This is a genomic window from Psychroflexus salinarum, from assembly GCF_042677225.1.
Taxonomy (GTDB): domain Bacteria; phylum Bacteroidota; class Bacteroidia; order Flavobacteriales; family Flavobacteriaceae; genus Psychroflexus; species Psychroflexus salinarum.
The window spans coordinates 296,090-317,619 of sequence record NZ_JBHTIV010000005.1; the positions used below are offsets into that span (position 1 = coordinate 296,090).

Sequence of the window (21,530 nt, forward strand, 5' to 3'; positions counted from 1 at the left end):
TTTTTTACTGGCCGGTACTTCCAAAACCACCTTCCCCTCTGTCAGTTTCAGAAAGTGATTCTACAACTTGAAAATCGGCTTGTTCATGTTTGGCAAATACCAACTGAGCAATACGGTCGCCAGGATTTATACTGAATTTGTCTTTGGATAAATTGATGAGAATAACTCCAACTTCGCCTCTGTAATCGGCATCGATAGTGCCAGGAGAATTGAGTACAGTAATCCCTTTTTTAAGGGCCAGGCCGCTTCTAGGTCTCACTTGCGCTTCTACGCCCGCAGGAAGCTCCAGAAACAAGCCTGTCTTGACCAGACAGCGCTCCAGGCTTTCCAAATGTATAGATTCTTCGATATGGGCTTTAAGATCTACACCAGCAGACAAAGTGGTTTCATAGTGAGGTAAATCGAATCCAGAACGGTTGATAATATTTACTTTCATAAGTTAATTGCTTTTGATAAGCCTGTAAATTTCTTTTTTTTCATAGATAAAAACGCCACTACAATAGAATAGTAAGAGTAGAACACCTACAACGTAATTTTCTCTAAAATAGTAAAACGAAATTAGAGAAAATAGAATGGAAACAAAGAGGTAAATTAACATTTTACCATATTTATAAGGAATCGCATAATGCCTTTGTCCGATGAAATAAGAAATCAACATCATGCTTCCATAGGCTGTAAGCGTTGCAATGGCTGAGCCAACGTAACCAATAAGTGGAATTAACCAGATATTGATCCCTATTGTAAAAATCGCACCAATGGATGAAATATAAGCCCCGTAGTGAGTTTTATCGGTTATTTTGTACCACACAGAAAGATTGTGATAAATGCCTAAAAATAAATTGGCCAATAAAATAATTGGGACAATTTTCATCGCCTCCCAGTAGCTTTCATCAGTGATCAAAAGCACTTTGAATAGATCCACAAATACAATAACGAAGAGTAGAATCACAGTGCCCACAATGACAAAATACTTTGTGATCATGGCATAAGCCGTTTTTGGATTTTTACTCGAGGCATGGCTGAAAAAGAAGGGTTCTATTCCCAATCTAAAGGCCGTCGCGAACAAAGTCATGAACATCCCTAGCTTGTAACAGGCAGAATAAATACCAATTTGCTCTTTAGCGATGTCTTCGGGCAGCATCCGCTCTAGAAACAAACGGTCCACAACTTCATTAATCGAAAATGCAACACCAGCTACTAGCACAGGAAGCGCATATTTCATCATGGATCTCCAGAGACTCCAGTCAAATTGGAATTGTATACGAGAGTAAAAAGGAGTAAGCAATAAAAGCGTGAGACCACTAGCAATAATAAGGGAGATAAAAATGTAACTCACTTCAAAATTGGCAATATAAATAGACTTAAAAAAAGTGCTTGAGTCTGCCAAATCTTTCAGGTACAGCAGGAAAAAGACATTTAAGCCTAAATTGACTGCAACATTTATCGTTTTGATTACTGCAAACTTCACCGGTCTTGAGTTGGCTCTCAACCAGGCAAAAGGAATAATCGCAAGCGCATCTAAAGCCAAGATCCAAATGATCAACTTAAGGTTTTGCAGACTTATTCTGGTAAAGTCTTGAATGGAAGTAATGAAAAGATAGGCTAACATCACAAACCCAATAGTTGTAGCTATGATAGACCAGGTGGAGGTAAATACGACTTGAGGTTTATTTTCTTCTTTGTTGTAAAATCTAAAAAAAGCAGTCTCCATCCCATAAGCCAGGATCACATTAAAAATCACGAAATACGAAAAGATAATCGAGTAATCTCCGAAGGAAGTATTTTCTAAAACTCCCGTGTAAAGCGGAACCAGAATCACCGAAAGCATCCTGGGAATGACTGTAGCTACTCCGTAAATAAAAGTGTTTTGAAAAAGTTTTTTGTAGATACTCACAGGTTGAAATTGATTTGTCAAATGTAGTAAAATATGGAATCAAAAAGGGGCACGCGTTTATCACTTACTTTCGACTAAATTCAATGGTTTTCAAGCTGCATTAAAAGAAATTGAATTCTAATAGCTCAGTATAAACTGTCTTTATTTTTAAAAGTTAAGGTTAAACCAATGCTTAGGACTGCTTAGTTGTACTCTATCAATCTTCTTATCTTTCAATTTTAAATTTCAAAACCTAAGTACTTAACAAGAATATTGGGTAAAAGGAATCAAACTACTAAATGTTTGAAGCTGTCTCAAAATAAGATAAATCGAAGAATGTCATATTGAGCGTAGTCAAAATATCTTGAATTTCAATAACTTGGATTTCTCGACCCCTCTCGAAATGACAAATATGGAGGTTTTGAGACAGCTTCTGCAAATCATAAATTATCAAGAATCCTTTTGTGCCTTAGTCTTCAAAAGGAAAACGTAATATAGAATGAAGATAAAAAACGCCTATCAAAATAACCTTAAGAACCTGGATTTGGAAATTCCAGAGCATCAATTGATTGTAATGACTGGCTTATCAGGATCTGGAAAATCATCCCTGGCTATGAATGTGATTGCCAATGAAGGCTATCGGCATTTCCTGGAAAGTCTTCCAGCTTACAATCAGCAAAATGGACAAGCCATTCCGACTGCTGAAGTAGACGAAATCCAGGACTTGCCGCCCGTCATTAAAGTCGAGCAGTCCAAGCGTTTTCAATCCATCACTACTACGTTTGGTACACTTTCTGAATTAACTTCCATCTTCAGAATCTTATTCGCTCGGTATTCTGGAGAGGAAACCATGAGTAAGTCTCTTTTTTCTTTTAACCATCCCAAAGGCGCCTGTGAAGTTTGCCGCGGTATTGGCGAAGCTGAATATATAGATCTGAACAAAGTCATTGGTGATGAGAACAAAACCTTAAGGGAAGGCGCCATCACCACCACTTTACCCAACGGCTACATTGTGTATTCACAAATCACTGTAGAAGAATTGAATAAAGTCTGCAAAGCCCATGGCTTTCACGTCGATATTCCTTGGAAGGAGCTTTCAGAAGAACAAAAAAACGTAGTCTTGAATGGTAGCGATCGCCTCAAAGTATTCTATGGGAAACATGGCTTGGAATCCCGCTTGAGGTGGTCTGGAATTAAAGCCAAACCAAGGGAAGAAGGCTATTACAAGGGCATGCTGCCCATTATGCAGAATATTTTAAGACTAGATAGAAACCCAAATATTCTAAAATTCGCTAGTTCTAAAATATGTCCTAGCTGTAAGGGTGGACGTATTAAAGCAGAACATCTGGAATATAAGTGGAAGGGTCAAAATTTTAAGGCCTGGATGGATTTAACGCTGAACGATCTGTATGATAAGTTAAATGCATTGAAGCTCTCTACTGGAGAAACGTATTTAGTTGATAAAATACGTATTCAAGTTTTGGATCTGATTCGTCTGGGTATGGGTAACTACCGCCTAAGTACGCCTAGCCTGGACATTTCATCGGGTGATGGACAACGCATTAAGCTCATCAATCAGGTCAACTCGAGATTACAGGGTATTTTATATGTATTCGATGAACCTTCGATTGGTCTTTCAGCAGATTATCAAAGCTATTTAATCCATATTCTTAATCGACTTATACCGCGAGGAAATACAGTGATGGTGGTAGAACACGATTTAGATTTCATAAAAGCTGCAGACTGGATCATAGAGCTAGGTCCTAAAGCTGGGATAAATGGCGGAGAGGTAATCTTTAATGGAGCTAAGGAAAATTTCTTGAAAGCTAAACATCTTGAGAGCCCCACCTTATCTGCTTTGGAATCGAACATTTCAAATATCGACAACTACAAGAAGGGTTCAAAAAAAGTATCTGCAGAAAGCTTCCAACCTCAAGCGAATACACTTTCGGTCATCAGCCATAAAACGCCTAAGCTTGTAGAACGCATTACTAAATTTTGTGAAAATGAAAATTTAAACCTCCTCACTGTTACTGACCAGCCCATCGGGAAAACTCCCCGTAGCAATCCTGCAACTTATACAGGTTTAGCGGATAAAATTCGAGATCTACTGGCGAAAACTACAACTGCAAAATCCAGAAAGCTAACCAAAAGTTACTTTTCATTCAATAATAAAAAAGGGCGTTGTGGCACATGTGAAGGTGCTGGAGTCATTACGCTATCTATGAGCGCCATGGGTACAATTAATCAGGTGTGCCCCATATGCAACGGAAAGCGTTTTAAGCCTGAAGTGCTTGACGTCCATTACAAAGAAAAAAACATTGCAGATATTTATAGTCTTAGCATTGAAGACGCCTTTGATTTTTTTGAGGGTGAGAAAAAAATCACAGAAATTCTGTCTTTAATGAAACAGCTAGGTTTAGGTTATATCAAACTAGGTCAACCTTCCAATACCTTGTCTGGAGGTGAAGCCCAACGCATAAAACTCACCAAACACTTTGCTAAAAGGTCAAAACAGACACTTTTGGTGCTGGAAGAACCCAGTATAGGACTGCATTACCAAAACGTCAATCAGTTGTTGGATGCTTTAAATCAGTTAAAGCAGCAAACTGCTGGTATACTTTGTTTTGAAAATCATTCTCTATTTCAAAAGCATTGCGATATCTGGGTTGATAATGCTTTAAAGGTAAAACCTATTGAGCTAAAAACTGGAAAACCTCAGCAACAAGAGCATATTTCGATTCGAGGAGCACGAACTCACTCGTTAAAAGATTTGGATCTCAATTTTCCTAAACATCAGCTTTCAGTAGTCACGGGTGTTTCTGGCTCAGGCAAATCTTCTTTGGTCATAGACACCATACATGGGTTTGGTCTGCAAGAAATGACAAAGCAATTTTCAGCATATCAGCAGTCGAGAGTTGGAGTTAATTTTCAGTTTGAAGTAGATCATATTGAAGGTCTCACACCTAGCATTTGTGTGACGAGAAAACAAAAGAATCACGCTCAGCGTTCAGATATCGCTAAGCAAACCGGAATAGATAAGCTGCTGCGTTTTGCGTTTTCCAGAAAAGCACACTATGAAGGAGAAGAGCTGTCTGCCAGCCATTTTTCAAACACCCATGAATTAGGAAAATGTGAAGTTTGCGAAGGCCATGGGCAAGAATTACTTCCAGACCTCAACAAGCTTGTTTTGGATGAGGAAAAAAGCATTGCAACAGGATTATTTGCACACAACAAAGCCATTGGATATTATGGCGACCCTAAAGGGCAGCATATGGCTATTTTGAAAAAGGTTGGAGCGAGTTATGGCTTCGATCTGAACACGCCTTTTAAAGCTTTAACTCCCCAACAAAAGCAAGTATTGCTTTATGGTACAGGTGATAAAATCTGGGAGGCTGACTGGGTTTACCAAACTAAAACACGTCAAGGAACTCAAGCGCTAACCATGACCTGGGATGGTCTCTTCAGCTATTTGCAGGATGAATATTTGAAAACTCGAAAAAACAAAAACATCAGCCAGTTGACGGCTTTATTTTCTTATCGGGAATGCAATCATTGTAAGGCTAGTGGCTTAAAACCCGAACGTTTAAAGTTTACTATTGCAGGAAAATCGATAAACACCATCAAATCGATGGATTTTAAAACCCTTAAGGTTTGGATATCAAAACATACTGATGCTAAAACAGTAGATGGAAAATTACTTGCCAAAATTGAAACACACCTCATCAATACGATTACCAGGGCTAAAGAACTCCATATTGATCACTTGCAACTCAACCGAAAATCGACTAGCCTTTCTGGTGGCGAAAATCAACGTTTGGCCTTAATTAAGCAATTGAATAGCCCTCTGAAAGGAATTACTTATTTATTAGACGAACCTTCTGCAGGTTTATCTCAAGAAAACATTCCAGATCTGATTCAGATTTTAAAAGAGCTAGTTGAAAAGGGAAATACTGTAATCGTCATCGAACACGATAAATCCATTATTCGGGCAGCAAATCATATTGTTCAAATCGGTCCTAAAGCAGGACAGTCTGGGGGTTATATCACCTACCAGGGTGACTTTGAAGGTTTACTACAACACAAAGACACCCACTCTTTTCTTAAATCACCAAGCAAAACAAGGCAACTTAAAGCAGCAAAGACCCACATCAACATACAAAACTTAGCCAAACATAGCTTAAAGAAAAATCGCTTAGAATTACCTATTGGTGGCATTACAGCTTTAACAGGTAGATCTGGCGTGGGAAAAACTACTTTGGTCAAAGACATTCTGATACCCAGTATAAATAATAGTCAACCCGTGAATTGCTCAGCCATAGATTTTCCAAAGGCCTATAATGGGGCACATTATTTTGAACCTAAAAAACTTAGAGCTTACGCCAGCACCTTGGTAGTGTCTTATTTGGATTTTCTAAAAGTAATCACTAGCGTTTTTGCCAGGGAAACCAAACTGAAAGTCAGTGACTTTTCCTATAAAACCAAAAAGAGTCAATGTCCAAATTGCAAAGGAAAAGGATTTTTAGAAACCAGTCTGGATATCACAGCTAACTCGATTGAAACCTGTGAAGTCTGCCAGGGAAAGCGTTACCAGCAACATATCTTAGATCATAAAGTAAAATCCAAGCATATTGCTGAGGTATTGTCCATGAACATTCTAGAACTAAAAAAATGGTTTACAGGTTTTAAGGTACCAGAAAAGACTATGAATTTTATAAAGAGTTTGGAAGCCGTAGGGTTAGAACATCTCAAATTGGAACAGACCGTACTGTCTTTATCCTCTGGTGAAAAGCAGCGCCTATTGCTTTTGAACTGGTTACTTGATGCTCCAAAACATGAACTCTTTGTTTTAGATGAACCGAGTACAGGTTTACATTATGCGGATATTGACTTACTCTACACTATTTTGGAAAAACTTAGTGTTGATAATGATATTTTAGTGATTGAACACAATCCCTATTTATTAGAGAAAATAGGGGTTGGCTTGGTTTTGAAATGAAACACTGGTGAAGAGCGACACTAAAATTACCAAAAAAATTCTTGGAATGAATGTGACTCTTCCATAAATAGAATGTGTTTTGAAAAAGCTTTTTGCAGAGACTACAGGTTACGATTGATTTTTTCAATCTAGTAGAATATGGGGATGAAAAGCCATAAATAAAAAACTGCCCGGCGGTGGCAGGGCAGTTTATATTGAATAAATATTGGAATAGTAGTTACTCTACACTGATTACAATATCATCCAGCTCATAAGTACCATCTTCGCTTTGCTGCCCGCTACCTGTATACTTGAAAGCAATATGACCATTACCTTCAAAACAAGACATGTCTACGAGTCCCGAACTTATCCAATCAGCAAAAAACTGACTGTCCGAAACTATTGCAGCATCGTCAATAACACCCCACTCTGCACTACTAATGCCTTCTTCTGTTCCATCCCAATCAACAGAATAAAGAACTTCCATAATACTGTCATCTGAAAAGCTATTGGAAGTTTTAAACTCTAAAGTAATCTTTGAATTACTATCCACAGGAATTTCGGGAGAAATTAACCAAGAGACAGTGCTATCATCACCAGAATTGAATGAGCCAACTCTAGCTGAAATTCCTAAAGATTGATTAGTTCCATTATCTACAAAAGCTTCCCAAGCTTCTGAGCCTGCTTCAATATAGTTTGTCCATCCAGGAATGTTTACTGGAGAGTTAATGTTCTGATCCTCAAAATCTACATTTAGAAATTCATTTTCTGCAGAAGAAGCAGCTAAACCACAGGAAAAGACTAGTGGATCGCAACGCTCTCCTGTCATATCAACAGCCTCGGGCGAATTGATGTAAAAAGTAAAAAACTCACCAAAGAAGTCTCTAGTAACAATTCCTTTCATAGAACCAGACCCTGGAGGCAGTGATAGGCCTTTAAAATCTGAGAATGTACTTGTACTAAAAATTAATTCATTAGAACTAGCACAACTTTCTAGAATGCGTTCCCCATCGAAACTATCTCCTGTCTCTGAAGCATAACTTGCCGATGTGTTTTCTGAAAAGTAAATTTTTGAAAATTGAACGTCTGTAAGTTCCACGTAGGTATTCACATCTGAAAATTCCAATTCCGAAAGTTGCCTTTGAACAGGAACAATATCAGCAACAAGGGTGTCTCTAATAATTGATTCGTCAACAAAAGCTTCTGGAATTCTTGCAATATCGGTACCGTCTGCAATACCTAATCTTGGCTCATTGCCTTCTCTTTGCCCTATTGACAGACCATCCAATTTTATATAAATCTTCCTTCCAAAATCAAATTTAGTAAAGAGCGGATTTACATCTACCTGAATAGCAACACCGTAGGTTGGATTTTCTGGTAGATCCTGAACGATAAGTTCTCTAAAGAAGTTTCCCGACTCATCATTGGAAATAACGTAGGCTTCTACTACATTATCTGTATCATTAAATGTAAACGGACCGTTATCATTCTGCTCCAAAATACCTTCTAATACAGAAAGACTCACGATATTCCCTTCAATATCAGGAGGAGTCTGTTCAAATTGTGGCGCGTTAAAATCATCATCTTCAACACAGGAAGATGTTGATAATATCATTCCTAAACCAAGGAATAGAAAAAGTAAATTGTGATTAAAAATTTTCATCTTAATAGTTTTATTTTTTTAAAATCTTATGTAAGCACTTAAATAATATGTAGTTCCAAACCCAAAGAAATAGCGGTTGCCAAACAATGGTCCATTTTCTCTATTCAGATCTTCACCTCGACTCCTGAAATTACTAGTTCTGGATTGTTCAAATCCACCAGTTTTATATTCCTTATCTAGTACGTTGTTGATCACTCCAAAAAATCCGATGAAATAATCTCCAACTCTCCAAGATTTTCCCCCAATTACATTGATAAGCATATAGTCATCAAAACGTTCCTGTTTAAGGATATCTCTGGCCATTGCTTCATCATAGTCGTTGTAAACAATACCATCTGTATCTAAAGAGAAATTATCTGATCTTAGTAAGCCACTTGGGCTTATATAAGAATGTGAAAAGAAATTTGAAGTTAGTCCTACGTTCCAATATTCAGGATCTCTGTATTCAAAACCAAGTTGAAAAACACGTTCGGGTCCTCCTGGAACTCTTACGTTTTTCATGTCAGTTTTTCCATCTCCAAACTTTAACTTCATGTCAGGGAAATTTTGACTTGTTAAGTAAATATCTGGATTACTATCATAGATGTAATGACCAAAAGAGCCTGCAGCTTTTAACTTCAGCGTTGGTAAAACTTGAGCTTCAACGCCAAATTCAACTCCATAATGCAGTCTATCAATACCCGTCATCACTTCTTGTACAAAGGCATTATTTTGATTGTTTGCAGAGGGCAAACCTGTGAGTTCTTCAGAATAATAAAACCCTACATTAGTTTCATCTTGAAAGCCAGTATAAAATCCTGTTACTCGCCCACTTAGAATCGGCGATTTATAAATATAACTCAGATCTGCAGATTGGATTTTCACCTCTGTAATTCCATCTACAACATCTCCATTTTGTCTGGCATTGCTATAGGAATTTCTTATTGTTGGTGCATTTTGAAAGTAAGCTGCATTCATTGTAAAAACATGACGCCCAGATAATCTATAAGTTGCACCTGTTTTAAACGCATAAGTTGAGAAATCCAATTCCTCCCCGGGCCCAAAAGAACGATCTCCTGGGAAAAACCCATTTTCGTAAAACCCTGTACGTTGATACTTTATTTTACCAAAACTAAGTCCTGTATAAAAATCTATACTTCTATATTGAAATTGAGATTGTAAAAACCCATCAAAAACTTCAACATCAACTTTATAATTATATTTGTAGCGATCACCTTCCTGGACAGTTCGATTTGGATTTCTGAGATCTGCTTGAGCCAACTCTGAGCCTAAGCCTGTGAGCAGAGCCGTTTCTTCAGCAAAGAAGTCAACGTCTAAATAACGCTCTCCACCAAGGAGGTCTTCCATCTGGGCAAAATTCTCACTTTCAAGCTTTCTATAGTTAAGCCGACCATTTATTGTAATATTATCTTCCAATTTATAATCCATGATGGTATTCGCCATGAACATTTTATCCTCTACTCGATCGGATTGGAGTGCATAAGTTGAATTACCTCCTCTATTCTGATTTAAATAGTTAGCAAAATAAAGATCATCCCATTGAAATTGACCATCTCTTTGAAACTCTCTTTGAGCTAAATATGCACTTTGATAATCTAATGGAGTCGGATTGGATTCTCTCAGGTAGTAACTAGGTAAATTTTGGTAATAAATAGGTGATGGATTTCTCGCACCACCTAGAAAAGCTTGATCACCAGTGTTAGGATCGACTAAAAGTCGAGTCCCTCCATTGTCGACTCTAGTCGTTGAAAAGAAACCAAACTGATAACCAGCGTTTGTATTCAATGACAACTTATCGTTAATCTCCCAATAGTGGTTTAGCATAAAGACAGGCTCTTCAGTCTTACGAATCCTAGAATTTCTTTGTTCGCCATCAAAAAGCCCCCAGTTAGGATTATATTCAATTCCTTTTAAATCGACAACTTCTTGAGTTACCGCTGTACCCATTCCTCTTCGGTTGGGAGCATAAAACCCTGTAAAATTTAAGCTATGCTTATCATTAATTCTTTTTTCAAGAGATAACGAAATCGAATTGGCATCATAAAGCGTTCCTTCTCTAAAGCCTTCTTCCCCAAATCGTCTCGATAATAATAAGGAGTACGACCAGCCACCTTCGAGTAAGCCAGAATTATAGCTTCCCATAATTCTTCCTTCATAACTTCTGTTGGAACTAGCATAAGATACCCGGCCACCTTTCCGCATTTTGGAAGCTCTCATAATTATATTTGAAACACCAGCGACATCTCCTATGGTGTAATCACTTGCTGTGGTACTCATAGAAAATACGCGATTTCTCTGCACGTCATTCAGACCTCCCCAGTTAGCCCAGTTGGGTCTTCCAGAGAATTGCTTGTTCATTTCTAAGCCATTAATAAGTACTTTACCATTAGCATTATCTAAACCCCTGGGATTAAAAAATGCAGCACTAAAATCGAAAGCTGCTGCACGTAAATAGGTATCTTGAGTTGAGGCTAGAAGTCCTGAAATATTGAATGATGAGGCGTCGTCCCCATCGAGTTCGTCTTCAGAAAGAGAAATCGTTCCTATTTGTCTGTTTTCTTCGCTTAAATCTATTTCGAGAAAAAGATTTCCAAGATCAAGAACTTTTCCTTCCTCAATTATTATTGGATAGCGTTTTGACTCATAATTATTTCGGTTAATTCCTAAAATTTGTTCACCAAGAGGTAAGTCTTGATCAGTAAAGGAAAAATTTCCTCTTGAATCTGTTAAAACTTCAATTCCGGCGCCTTCAATAGTAATTTTAGTACCAGGTAATGGCTCTTCAGTATCTATGTCTAAAACGGAACCAATTACATCGGTTTGTTGAGCATGAATCCCGAAACTACTTAGTATTAACAAAAACGCAAAAGCTAATCGTTGACAACTTATCATATTACTCTATATTATCTTAATGTTAACATAAATTTGTTAATGCATTACAAATATATTTTAAAACTAGATAAGTAGTACTTTTGTATTTAAAAAAATAAAAGAATTTACAATTAATTAATATTAAGATGATTACAAACCTCAAACTCCAGGCCTATCTATTAGGATTTATTTTCTTATTCATAAGCTGTAGCTCAACTCAAAAGACAACATCCACTTCTCAAAAAGCGGATGAATTTCTAATTAATACTATTGCTTTTTACAATCTGGAAAATCTATTTGACACCGAAGATGATCCAGATAAGTTTGATGAAGCATCACCTATAATGGAAATTGCTGAAGGTGAACGAGAGGCTATTTACAAGGAGAAAGTTGCAAATATGGCCAAAGTAATTGCAGACATAGGTTCTGAAGTCACTGGAATGCCTCCTGCAGTAATTGGGGTTTGTGAAATTGAAAACTTTAAAGTCCTACAAGATGTTGTGAATGATAAAAAGCTATCTCCTTTTGATTATGGTATCATTCATTATAATTCACCAGACGCCAGAAGTATTGATGTGGCTTTACTATATCAAAAAAGAGTATTTCGTCCAATTCACTCAAAAGCTCATGAACTAGTTTTATACAATGATTCTGACAGAAATAAAAGAAAGTATACTAGAGATCAACTTTATGTAAAAGGCAAATTGGATGGTGAGGAAATGCATTTTATAGTTAACCACTGGCCTTCCAGAAGCGGTGGTGAGAAGAAGAGCAGACCTGGTAGAGTAAGTGCTGCGAAGCTGACCAAGAAAATAAAAGACTCCATACAAATGCAAGAACCTTATGCTAAAATCATGATTATGGGTGACTTCAACGATGGACCTTATAACGAAAGTATAAAAGAAGTCCTTGAAGCAAAAGAACATGCTGAAGATGTAGGACTTGTGGGCTTATACAATCCCTTCGAAAAACTTCACAAAAAAGGAGTAGGAACAATTGCATGGAGAGATACCTGGGATTTATTTGATATGATTTTGGTCACCAAGCCACTTATTAATAAAAATGATTATAATAGCTATACGCTTTATCAAGCCAATATATTTAACCCTTATTATTTACAAAACCCAAAGGGGCGCTATAAAGGCTATCCATTCAGGTCATTTGCAGATGGAGGATTTACTGGCGGTTACAGTGATCACTTCCCTGTTTATCTCTACCTCATCAAAAAGAAAGAAGAAGCCGAAACTAATGATGGAACTGATGGGTAAATAAGTTTTTTTGATAAAAATTTCACATAACTGTCGAGTCTATCATTTAACTTTAAAGTAAAAATGAAAAATCTCGGTATACCTTTATTGATTCTAACGACTTTAGTTCTAATTCTAGTTACTATATTCGCCTCGTTAGGTTTAGCATTTTCATGGGTATTTTATCTTACCGTTTTAGGACAGGTTCTACTTGTTTTTGCGGTGTATAAAGTGCTTACTGACGATTACCAAACTGAAAAAACCTTTAAGGATTGGTATGAAGATCATCCCAATTCTCAAAACAATTAAATTAAGGCTCCGTAGTTCAATGGATAGAACAAAAGTTTCCTAAACTTTAGATCTAAGTTCGATTCTTAGCGGAGCTACTACTGGTTTAGGTGTTGAACTTAAAACCTAAACTTCATATAACCTACAAAAAACCTGGGGACAGCTCTATACACCAAATCTACTCTTTGGAAATTGGTAATGGAACTAAAGGTATAATTCTTTGTATTGAATATATTCTGAGCATCGATTCCAAATACATAGGATTTTTGCTTCGGTCGATATTCTAAATTAAAGCTACTGGTTTGATAAAGTTCAGAATCGACATCATAAATTTCATTTTTGAAATTTCCGAAAAGCCTATCGTAGAGTTTCAGAACAGTTTCTAGTTTAGCATTGTAAATGTTGTTAGTATTAGAAGAATTTCCAATACCTCCAGAATTAGAATTTAAACTTCCAGAAAATTTAAAGTTTAAGATTCCATTCCAATAGGTTGTTCCCCGGAAATAGTAATTATCACTCTCATTGGTCACTTCAAACAAATTATCATTCAAAACAAACGGATTTTCAAATCTGGTTTTAGTATACCCCAGCTTCAATGTGGCATCTATAAACTTTAAAAAAGTGGTAAATCCAAGTCTTGCTGTGAGTAGACTTCCACCAGGTATAAATTGACGCTGTGATAAATTGAGTCTTTCACTTAGCAGATTATCGGCAGATAACTGTTGTTCATAATCTGAATAAGATACACCAGCCTCAATAAGAATTCGTTTTTTGGGTCTTGAAAAGATATAATTAAACGAATATTGGTTTCTAGTCATTTGCTCAAGCCTATTGACACCCAAAACTAAACTTCTATAATCTTGAACGATAAAATTCTGGTTAAGGTCGGTTAAACTTGGAAGTTCATTAATTCGTTTGTAACGCAAAGAAAAACTGCCAACTTTTGTTTTTCTAAGACGTAGAGCAACATTAGGGTTAAAAAACAAGAAACTTCTGGAATCCACATGGGTTCTCATGTTCACATGAGATACTTCTACATCCGCTTCAGCTATCAATCGATCGGGAATAAAGTCATACTTGGTTTTAAAATTTACAAAGGATTTGAATCTTGCTTCTGAATTTGATCCCGATAGGCTATCGATTTCAGAAGTACCGAAGTCATTTTCCAGGTCTAAAGCACCGTAATTAAACTCTCGATCTTGATTTAAAACCCCTAGTTTTACAGCAAAACTGAGTTCATTGAACTGAAAAATGGAACTTCCTTCAAGACCTTGATATACCGTATTGTCTTTTATTTCGGTTTGAAGTTGACTTGAATTTTGTTCTTCAGAAATAGTATTTGATGAAATATCAAACGTCTGCCGATCTTCATTATAACCCGTAAACCCGTAAAAGCTTAGCGCTCCGTTCTTGATTTTCTTGGTGAGATGAACATTGGTTGATAAGCTTAAGTTGCGCTCATCCAAGACCTGAGCAATGCTTTCATCAGCATTAAAAAGCAACTCATGATTCACATCAGAATTGGTCCCTGATATATCGGTTTGAAACGTGATGAAATGGTCTTCATCTATAGAATGTTTAATTTCAAAATCGTTCTTTAAATTTAAATTTCGGGTGTCAAAGGCATTATCTTCCTGAAAATCAATATCACCGTCTGGCAGAAAATAAGAAATCCTATTCCTATAATCACTGTTGAGCTGATCTGTGTTGACAAACAGGGAGTTCCTAAGTTTACTGTCCCCCCAGATGCTTTTATTCGCTAAAAGGTTATTGGAAAGACTTTGGTTCTCGATATAAAATTTGTCGTCGATTAATATAGAACTTGGTCTCAAGTTCAGAAACGAATCTTGATCTAAACTGAAGTTTTCATCAAAATCATTAAACCCCATTTGCTGATACACATAATTATCTAACTGTTCTCCAGCAGGCTTGCCTATGGAATTGAGGTTTCCTAAATCCAGAAACTTAATTTCAGGCCGGATGAGGCCAAGATTAAGATCCGCTTCATAGCGACTGTCATTTCCTAATCCAGCTTTTGCAGCTCCAAACCAAATAGATTTGGCTTTGTCTTTTAGCTTTAAGTTGAGCACCACGGTTTCACTATCCAGGAATTGTTTCAACACTGGATTTTCGCTATAGTTGTTGATGACCTCCACTTTACTTAAGACATCGGCATCCAGATTTTTGGAAATCACTTTGTAATTTCTGTCGGCAAGATCATCTCCTTCTATGAGTATTTTTTGAATATCCTTGCCTTGGGCTTTGATGTTGCCATCCTCATCTATTTCTATGCCCGGCAAATTTTTTAAAACATCTTCTACGGTTTGCTCGGTTTCATCTGCAAAAGCAGATACCCGATAAGCGACCGTATCTCTATTGACTTTGATTTTTTCTTCAGTCTCCAGAACAACTGTATTGAGCTGTTCTACTTTAGAACTGAGTTCAAAATCTTGGTTGATAGTAGACTTAGTATTGGAAATCATGATTTCCTGAGCCTCATAACCAAAACTACTCACTTTAATAGAAAGTGAATCTGCCTCTGAATCTACTGCTAGTTCATACTTCCCATTTTCTGTAGAATAAGTGTACCCCAAAATGCTATTGGAAGATGTACTTACAACGATACTAGACCCTTCAAGCGGTATCTTAGTTTCCTTTTCTAGGATTTGACCTTTTATTTTAAACTCTTGGGCATAACTTATAGCAGATCCAATAAAGCAAACAAGAAGAAGCACAAAATGAAAGATTTTCAAGTAATTGAATTTTGATTAAAAAGATAACTAGCTAATATTATTCCTTAATTTCATAGACTTCTATATAACTATCTGTTTTCAATACGTTTGATTCTGAACCAGATACTCCCATGTTTTCTGCTATCATTCTGCCTCCCATTCTGGCATCAAGAAAGGCTTTGATTTGCCTTTCTTTGAGTTCTTCAAATGAAATCCAGGAAGAGTTCGGATTGTCTATAGGTTTCAGGAGGTAAGACTTCTCAGATGGGTACTCTATGTTTTTAAAATACCAGTAGATTTCTTTATCAGTATCATAAGTTTCCAAGATTAAACCTGGTAAGCCTACTAACTTCCATGGACCGTAGGGCAGAGGAATTTCTGATGTAAACCAAGCGGTATAATCTCGCCCTCTAAAATGAGCGGTTGCTTTTTGCACTTCATACCTTCCAATTTTTTTTGTTTCATCTGTGATGTCCCATGATATATCTATGGTCTTATCCTTGACATATCGAAACCCTAAATCTCGAGAATATAAAATCTTTTCTTTTGGTTTGTAATAGTATTGAAACCCTTCAGGGTTAGTCACTACAGTAATAGAAAAGCCTTGTTCAGGAGAAGCTCGATATGATTTTTGCTCGCGAATATGTCCTCCCTCTAAGGAATCTTTTCTTGTTACATATAAAGAATTATCCTTATCGAACACCAACATGGCTTTATAATCAGGACCAATTGGCGCTCCCATTTCCATGCTTTGAACTTCCCCGTAGTTTACGATGCCTGTTTGGGCATTTATGTTATGACAGAACAACATTGCACTTGAAACTAAAAGTAGAATTAAAGCTTTCATAAAAATAGATTTTTGATAAAGCTAATAATAAACTAAATACATAGTTTAATTGTTTTAGAGTTTAACATTATAAATTTAGTTGACTACTTTTCTTTGATTTCAAAAACTTCTATAAAATAATTTGTTTTTAAAACTTTCGATTCTCCACTAGATATACCCATATTTTCCGCTACCATTCTTCCCCCCATTCTGGCGTCAAGAAAGGATTTAATTTGGTTTTCTTTAAAGCTTTCAAATGATATCCAAGATGAATTCGGGTTGTCTATTGGTTTAAGCAAATAAGAGTGTTTAATAGGATATTCAATATTTTTGAAATACCAGTAGATTTCCTTATTGGTATCGTAAGCTTCCAAAATTAAACCTGGTAAACCTACTAATTTCCAAGGACCATAAGGCAATGGGATCTGTGAAGTAAACCAAGCGGTATAATCTCTACCTCTAAAATGAGCAGTTGCTTTTTGCACTCCATAGGTTCCAATTTTTTTTGTTTCATCTGTAATGTCCCATGATATATTTATGGTCGTATCCTTAACGTATTGAAATCCTAAATCACGAGAATATAAAACCTTTTCTTTAGGGTTGTAATAATACTGAAAGCCTTCAGGATTGGTCACTACAGTAATATAATATCCATTCCCTGAACTATTAAAATATGAATTTTGCTCGCGAATATGTCCTCCTTCTAAGGAATCTTTTTTCATTACATAAAGAGAATTATCTTTATCAAATACTAGCATAGTCTTAAAATCTGGACCAATTGGCGCACCCATTCCAAAGCTTTCTATTTGTCCATAATTAACTATACCGGTTTGGGCGTTAATGTCATGACAGAACAGCATTGCACTTGAAACTATAAGTAGAATTAAAGCTTTCATAAAAATAGATTTGTGATAAAGCTAATAATAAACTAAATATATAGTTTGATTAGTTTAGAGTTTAACATTATAAATTTAGTTGACTACTTCTTTTTAATTTCATAGACTTCAATAAAACCTTCAGTCTTCAAAACTTTGGATTCTGAACCAGATATCCACATGTTTTCTGCTATCATTCTACCCCCGTATCGAGCGTTAATAAAAGAGTTGATCAGGAATTCTTTTTGCTCTTCATTAGAAACCCAAGATGCATGGGGATTATCGACAGGTTTTAATAAATGAGTATGTTTAGTAGGATATTCTATATTTTTGAAATACCAGTATATTTCTTTATCAGTATCGTAAGCTTCCAAAATTAAACCTGGTAAGCCTACTAACTTCCATGGACCGTAGGGCAGAGGAATTTCTGATGTAAACCAAGCGGTATAATCTCTACCTCTAAAATGAGCGGTTGCTTTTTGCACTTCATACCTTCCAATTTTTTTTGTTTCATCTGTGATGTCCCATGATATATCTATGGTCTTATCCTTGACATATCGAAATCCTAAATCACGAGAATATAGAACCTGTTCTTTAGGATTGTAATAATATTGAAAGCCTTCAGGATTGGTAGCTACTGTAATGTAATATCCATCGCCTGAACTATTAAAATAAGATTCCTGTTCATAAATGCTTTCTCCTTCTAAAGAATCTTTTCTAGTTATATATAGAGAGTTATTTTTATCAAACACCAACATGGCCTTATAATCTGTGCCAATAGGAGCCCCCATCTGCATGCTCTGAACTTCACCGTAATTTACTATGCCAGTTTGGGCGTTAATGTTATGACAGAACAACACTGCACTTGAAACTATAAGTAGAATTAAAGCTTTCATAGAAATAGATTTTTGATAAAGCTAACAATAAACTAAACATGTAGTTAATTTATTTTAGAATTTAACACAATCAATTCAAATTCCGCTTCTGAATAAAAAAAGTCTTCAGTAATTGAGAAGCTTCTGTTTTCATCGTTCCAAAATCCACTTTGGTTTTGGGATGCAGCTGTGTGTTCATGGCTCTGTAACCACGGACTTCATCTTCGGCAGCAAACACCAGTCGAGACAACTGACTCCAATATAACGCACCGGCGCACATCTGGCAGGGCTCTAGAGTGACGTACATGGTACAGTCTCTGAGGTATTTCCCACCGATAAAATTAGCCGCCGACGTGATCGCCTGCATTTCGGCATGGGCAGTGACATCGACGAGTAATTCGGTGAGGTTATGACTTCTAGCGATGATCTGATTTTTATGTGTGATAATAGCTCCCACAGGAACTTCGCCTTTGTCTAAAGCCAAATGGGCTTCTTCCAAAGCTTTTTTCATAAAATACGTATCGTCAAAAGGAGTTAGCATAGTCAAAAATAGTATTTCTAAATCAGAACTATTCGGTTTTTCCACTCATAATTATGAAGATTAATTTGCTTTGTTTATATTCGAGTCCCTCTACTTTGCTCAGGATAAACTAAAGTCGAGAACCATTAATTATTGATCTTTATTCCACTTTTCGACTCCGCACGAAGTTAAAACATGTAGTGATGCTTCCCAAAATTGAATACTATCAAACTCACATCACTCAAAAACTCAAAGACTATTGGTAACTTTGTATCATGACTTTAGATTTGCTTTCACAAATAAATTCACCCGAAGACTTACGTCGGCTTGAGACTAACCAATTGGAAAAATTGGCCAGAGAGTTGAGAGAGTTTATCATCTATATTGTGTCGACCAAAGAAGGTCATCTAGGAGCAAGTCTTGGCGTGGTAGAGTTGACTATTGCTCTACATTACTGTTTTGAAACCCCTGATGATTTACTGGTCTGGGATGTTGGTCACCAGGCTTACGGCCATAAAATCCTAACGGGGCGTCGAGATAGTTTTGAGACTAACAGAAAGCTTAACGGTATTTCTGGTTTCCCTAAACGTGAAGAAAGCATCTACGATACTTTTGGCACCGGGCATAGTTCCACCTCGATTTCAGCTGCATTAGGCATGGCGATTTCTTCTCAGCTGAAGGGTGATTTCAACAAACAGCACATCGCTGTCATTGGCGATGCCTCCATAGCTTCAGGGATGGCGTTTGAAGGCCTCAATCATGCGGGGGTGACCAAAGCCAATCTTTTAATTGTACTCAACGACAACGCCATCGGTATTGATCCAAGCGTAGGTGCGCTCAAAACTTATTTGACCAAAGCTAAAATCGGTAAAAAACCATCACAGGATAATATCATTGAAGCCCTGAATTTTCATTACGAAGGCCCGATCGACGGGCATGATTTACCCGAACTTTTGAAAGCCTTTGAAAACCTAAAAACAAAACAAGGGCCTAAACTTTTGCATGTCATCACCAAAAAAGGCAAAGGCTTAAAACAAGCTGAGGAAGACCAGGTCAAATACCACGCGCCTGGCAAATTTGATAAAACCACAGGCGAAGTCTTGCCCAAAAACAATCAGGATTTACCGCCTAAATTTCAAGATGTATTTGGCCTGACGATATTAGAACTCGCTAAAACTGATGATAAGATCGTTGGTATTACTCCGGCTATGCCAACGGGAAGCTCGTTGAAGTATATGATGGAGGAATTTCCAGATCGCGCCTTCGATGTCGGCATTGCAGAGCAACATGCAGTCACCCTAGCTGCCGGCATGGCGACTCAGGGCCATAAAGTGTTTTGTGCTATTTATTCCACCTTTTTACAACGGGCTTACGATCAGGTGATTCATGATGTGGCTTTGCAGAATCTTCCGGTGATTTTTTGTATCGATAGAGCTGGACTGGTGGGCAACGACGGAGCAACGCATCACGGTGTGTTTGATTTAGCATTTTTGCGCTGTATTCCTAATTTGATTATCGCCGCACCGGCGGATGCCATAGAATTGAGACAGCTTCTTTATACAGCCACTCAAGACCTGCAACAGCCAATGGCAATCAGGTATCCTAGAGGACGCGGACATATCAAAAACTGGAAGAGACCGTTCGAAAAGCTCAACATTGGCGAAGGAAGATGCCTTCAGGAAGGTTCTGATGTGGCGATTTTAAGTTTAGGAAGTATTTCAGGCAATGTATCTCAAAGTATTGAAGCCATCGGTGGCAGATTCAGTATAGCGCATTATGATCTGCGTTTTTTGAAACCTCTGGATGAAAACTTACTGGATTCTGTTTTTAATAAATTTCAGCAGATTATCACTATTGAAGATGGCGCGGTGAAAGGCGGATTTGGAGATGCGGTTTTAGAATTTGCTCAAACTCAAAACTACAAAGGTGACATTCACAAAATGGGAATTCCAGACCAATTTATAGAACATGGCGACACTGATGAACTCTATGACTTAGCGGGGATTTCTTCAAAAAAAATAAAGGAAAAGATTCTTTCAATTCTTCATTAATCTTTATTTCGGCCAGGCTCATCGGAATATAACTTATAAACAGGATCACTTTGCCAAACTTCTTTGGTGTCGATGTCCAAAATGCTAATTGGTCCCTTGAAGGCTGCGCCAGTATCGATATTCCAGACGTTGGCTAAGTTAACAGGATCGGTCTTCCCTATGCGAGTTGTTGGAGTGTGGCCTATATAAATTTCATTGAACAATTTCAATCGATCTGGGTAAAATGAATCTTCTGGAGAAAGGGATTTATCCATAGCTTTTGCCATCTCCCAAAGCGATCTGTCCCAATAGACCGTGTTAGGATAAAACTCTGCCTGAGGACCGTGGAGATTGGAAAATCCAGCGTGTAAAAACAATCGATTCTGTTTATCGATGTGATAGTTGGTCAGATTCTCTAAAAATCTATGGTGCATGTCTCTAATGGTGGAACTCACATCTTCATAAGCAAGCATTGTGCTTTTTCCGCCATGTTCTAACCATTTGGGATTGGACTCGCCTGTCCGGAACCAGGTTAAAACCAAATCATCATGATTCCCTCTTATAAAAATACAATCCTGTTCTTCTTTCAATTGAATGAGATATGACAACAATTCTGGGGTCTCACTCCAACCATCTACATAATCTCCAAGGAAAATTAACTGATCTTCTTTTGTTACTTCAGAGCGCTGCATAGCCTGTTCTAATCCCTTAAATCCACCATGTATATCTCCAATCACAAGTGTTCTGCTCAT

Annotated in this window: 14 protein-coding genes and 1 tRNA gene; 5 read left to right on the top strand and 10 right to left on the bottom strand. The window is 37.1% G+C overall.

The features are described from left to right. Positions 1 to 4: 4 nt before the first annotated feature. Both dut and ACFQ0R_RS03535 read right to left on the bottom strand, forming a co-directional pair. Entirely contained in the window at positions 5 to 436 is a 432-nt protein-coding gene (dut, locus tag ACFQ0R_RS03530; protein ID WP_379656995.1) for a dUTP diphosphatase, read from the bottom strand. 3 nt (positions 437 to 439) lie between these two features. Next, positions 440 to 1,894, bottom strand: coding sequence for a lipopolysaccharide biosynthesis protein (locus tag ACFQ0R_RS03535; RefSeq protein ID WP_379656996.1), 1,455 nt, complete (start codon positions 1,892 to 1,894; stop codon positions 440 to 442). Between the two features lie 478 nt (positions 1,895 to 2,372). Here ACFQ0R_RS03535 and ACFQ0R_RS03540 point away from each other — a divergent pair, with 478 nt between their 5' ends. Further along, on the top strand, positions 2,373 to 6,872 hold the full coding sequence (locus ACFQ0R_RS03540) for an AAA family ATPase (RefSeq protein ID WP_379656997.1): 4,500 nt from the start codon (positions 2,373 to 2,375) through the stop codon (positions 6,870 to 6,872). A 217-nt stretch (positions 6,873 to 7,089) separates the two neighbouring features. Here the strand turns inward: ACFQ0R_RS03540 and ACFQ0R_RS03545 are convergent, their stop codons facing one another. Next, the gene (locus tag ACFQ0R_RS03545; protein WP_379656998.1) at positions 7,090 to 8,514 is read right to left on the bottom strand and encodes a DUF5689 domain-containing protein; all 1,425 of its coding nucleotides are present in this window, start codon (positions 8,512 to 8,514) and stop codon (positions 7,090 to 7,092) included. A gap of 18 nt (positions 8,515 to 8,532) precedes the next feature. Then, on the bottom strand, positions 8,533 to 11,406 hold the full coding sequence (locus ACFQ0R_RS03550) for a carboxypeptidase-like regulatory domain-containing protein (RefSeq protein ID WP_379656999.1): 2,874 nt from the start codon (positions 11,404 to 11,406) through the stop codon (positions 8,533 to 8,535). A 125-nt stretch (positions 11,407 to 11,531) separates the two neighbouring features. Here ACFQ0R_RS03550 and ACFQ0R_RS03555 point away from each other — a divergent pair, with 125 nt between their 5' ends. The 3 genes from ACFQ0R_RS03555 (at position 11,532) to ACFQ0R_RS03565 (ending at position 13,018) form a co-directional block, all read left to right on the top strand. Further along, complete coding sequence (locus ACFQ0R_RS03555; RefSeq protein ID WP_379657000.1) at positions 11,532 to 12,653, top strand: endonuclease/exonuclease/phosphatase family protein; 1,122 nt, start codon at positions 11,532 to 11,534, stop codon at positions 12,651 to 12,653. Positions 12,654 to 12,716: 63 nt separating this feature from the next. Further along, positions 12,717 to 12,941 (top strand): hypothetical protein, encoded by a 225-nt coding sequence (locus ACFQ0R_RS03560; protein ID WP_379657001.1) that lies wholly within the window; start codon positions 12,717 to 12,719, stop codon positions 12,939 to 12,941. 5 nt (positions 12,942 to 12,946) lie between these two features. After that, positions 12,947 to 13,018: transfer RNA gene (locus tag ACFQ0R_RS03565), tRNA-Arg, on the top strand. Positions 13,019 to 13,039: 21 nt separating this feature from the next. Here ACFQ0R_RS03565 and ACFQ0R_RS03570 read toward each other — a convergent pair. The 5 genes from ACFQ0R_RS03570 to ACFQ0R_RS03590 all read right to left on the bottom strand — a co-directional run bounded on the left by ACFQ0R_RS03570 (position 13,040) and on the right by ACFQ0R_RS03590 (position 18,769). Beyond that, positions 13,040 to 15,673 (bottom strand): carboxypeptidase-like regulatory domain-containing protein, encoded by a 2,634-nt coding sequence (locus ACFQ0R_RS03570; RefSeq protein WP_379657002.1) that lies wholly within the window; start codon positions 15,671 to 15,673, stop codon positions 13,040 to 13,042. A gap of 37 nt (positions 15,674 to 15,710) precedes the next feature. Continuing rightward, complete coding sequence (locus ACFQ0R_RS03575) at positions 15,711 to 16,499, bottom strand: GLPGLI family protein (RefSeq protein ID WP_379657003.1); 789 nt, start codon at positions 16,497 to 16,499, stop codon at positions 15,711 to 15,713. Between the two features lie 83 nt (positions 16,500 to 16,582). Beyond that, on the bottom strand, positions 16,583 to 17,374 hold the full coding sequence (locus tag ACFQ0R_RS03580) for a GLPGLI family protein (protein WP_379657004.1): 792 nt from the start codon (positions 17,372 to 17,374) through the stop codon (positions 16,583 to 16,585). An 83-nt stretch (positions 17,375 to 17,457) separates the two neighbouring features. Continuing rightward, positions 17,458 to 18,249 carry a GLPGLI family protein gene (locus tag ACFQ0R_RS03585; RefSeq protein WP_379657005.1) on the bottom strand — a complete coding sequence of 264 codons (792 nt, stop codon included), beginning with the start codon at positions 18,247 to 18,249 and terminating at the stop codon, positions 17,458 to 17,460. A gap of 70 nt (positions 18,250 to 18,319) precedes the next feature. Then, positions 18,320 to 18,769 carry a nucleoside deaminase gene (locus tag ACFQ0R_RS03590; RefSeq protein ID WP_379657006.1) on the bottom strand — a complete coding sequence of 150 codons (450 nt, stop codon included), beginning with the start codon at positions 18,767 to 18,769 and terminating at the stop codon, positions 18,320 to 18,322. Between the two features lie 254 nt (positions 18,770 to 19,023). Between ACFQ0R_RS03590 and dxs the strand changes: the two genes are divergently transcribed. Next, positions 19,024 to 20,799, top strand: a complete 1,776-nt coding sequence (gene dxs / locus ACFQ0R_RS03595; protein WP_379657007.1) for a 1-deoxy-D-xylulose-5-phosphate synthase — start codon at positions 19,024 to 19,026, stop codon at positions 20,797 to 20,799. Here the strand turns inward: dxs and ACFQ0R_RS03600 are convergent. Next, positions 20,796 to 21,530: a metallophosphoesterase gene (locus tag ACFQ0R_RS03600; protein WP_379657008.1), complete on the bottom strand. Its 735-nt coding sequence runs from the start codon at positions 21,528 to 21,530 to the stop codon at positions 20,796 to 20,798. The genes dxs and ACFQ0R_RS03600 overlap by 4 nt on opposite strands.

What these genes read in the sequence shown, in the direction of transcription:
- ACFQ0R_RS03590 (WP_379657006.1), bottom strand. Translation starts at nt 18,769, where the DNA reads ATGCTAACTCCTTTTGACGATACGTATTTTATGAAAAAAGCTTTGGAA.
- ACFQ0R_RS03560 (WP_379657001.1), top strand. Translation starts at nt 12,717, where the DNA reads ATGAAAAATCTCGGTATACCTTTATTGATTCTAACGACTTTAGTTCTA.
- ACFQ0R_RS03555 (WP_379657000.1), top strand. Translation starts at nt 11,532, where the DNA reads ATGATTACAAACCTCAAACTCCAGGCCTATCTATTAGGATTTATTTTC.
- ACFQ0R_RS03540 (WP_379656997.1), top strand. Translation starts at nt 2,373, where the DNA reads ATGAAGATAAAAAACGCCTATCAAAATAACCTTAAGAACCTGGATTTG.
- dxs (WP_379657007.1), top strand. Translation starts at nt 19,024, where the DNA reads ATGACTTTAGATTTGCTTTCACAAATAAATTCACCCGAAGACTTACGT.
- ACFQ0R_RS03575 (WP_379657003.1), bottom strand. Translation starts at nt 16,499, where the DNA reads ATGAAAGCTTTAATTCTACTTTTAGTTTCAAGTGCAATGTTGTTCTGT.
- ACFQ0R_RS03580 (WP_379657004.1), bottom strand. Translation starts at nt 17,374, where the DNA reads ATGAAAGCTTTAATTCTACTTATAGTTTCAAGTGCAATGCTGTTCTGT.
- ACFQ0R_RS03585 (WP_379657005.1), bottom strand. Translation starts at nt 18,249, where the DNA reads ATGAAAGCTTTAATTCTACTTATAGTTTCAAGTGCAGTGTTGTTCTGT.
- ACFQ0R_RS03545 (WP_379656998.1), bottom strand. Translation starts at nt 8,514, where the DNA reads ATGAAAATTTTTAATCACAATTTACTTTTTCTATTCCTTGGTTTAGGA.
- ACFQ0R_RS03550 (WP_379656999.1), bottom strand. Translation starts at nt 11,406, where the DNA reads ATGATAAGTTGTCAACGATTAGCTTTTGCGTTTTTGTTAATACTAAGT.
- dut (WP_379656995.1), bottom strand. Translation starts at nt 436, where the DNA reads ATGAAAGTAAATATTATCAACCGTTCTGGATTCGATTTACCTCACTAT.
- ACFQ0R_RS03600 (WP_379657008.1), bottom strand. Translation starts at nt 21,530, where the DNA reads ATGAGCAGAACACTTGTGATTGGAGATATACATGGTGGATTTAAGGGA.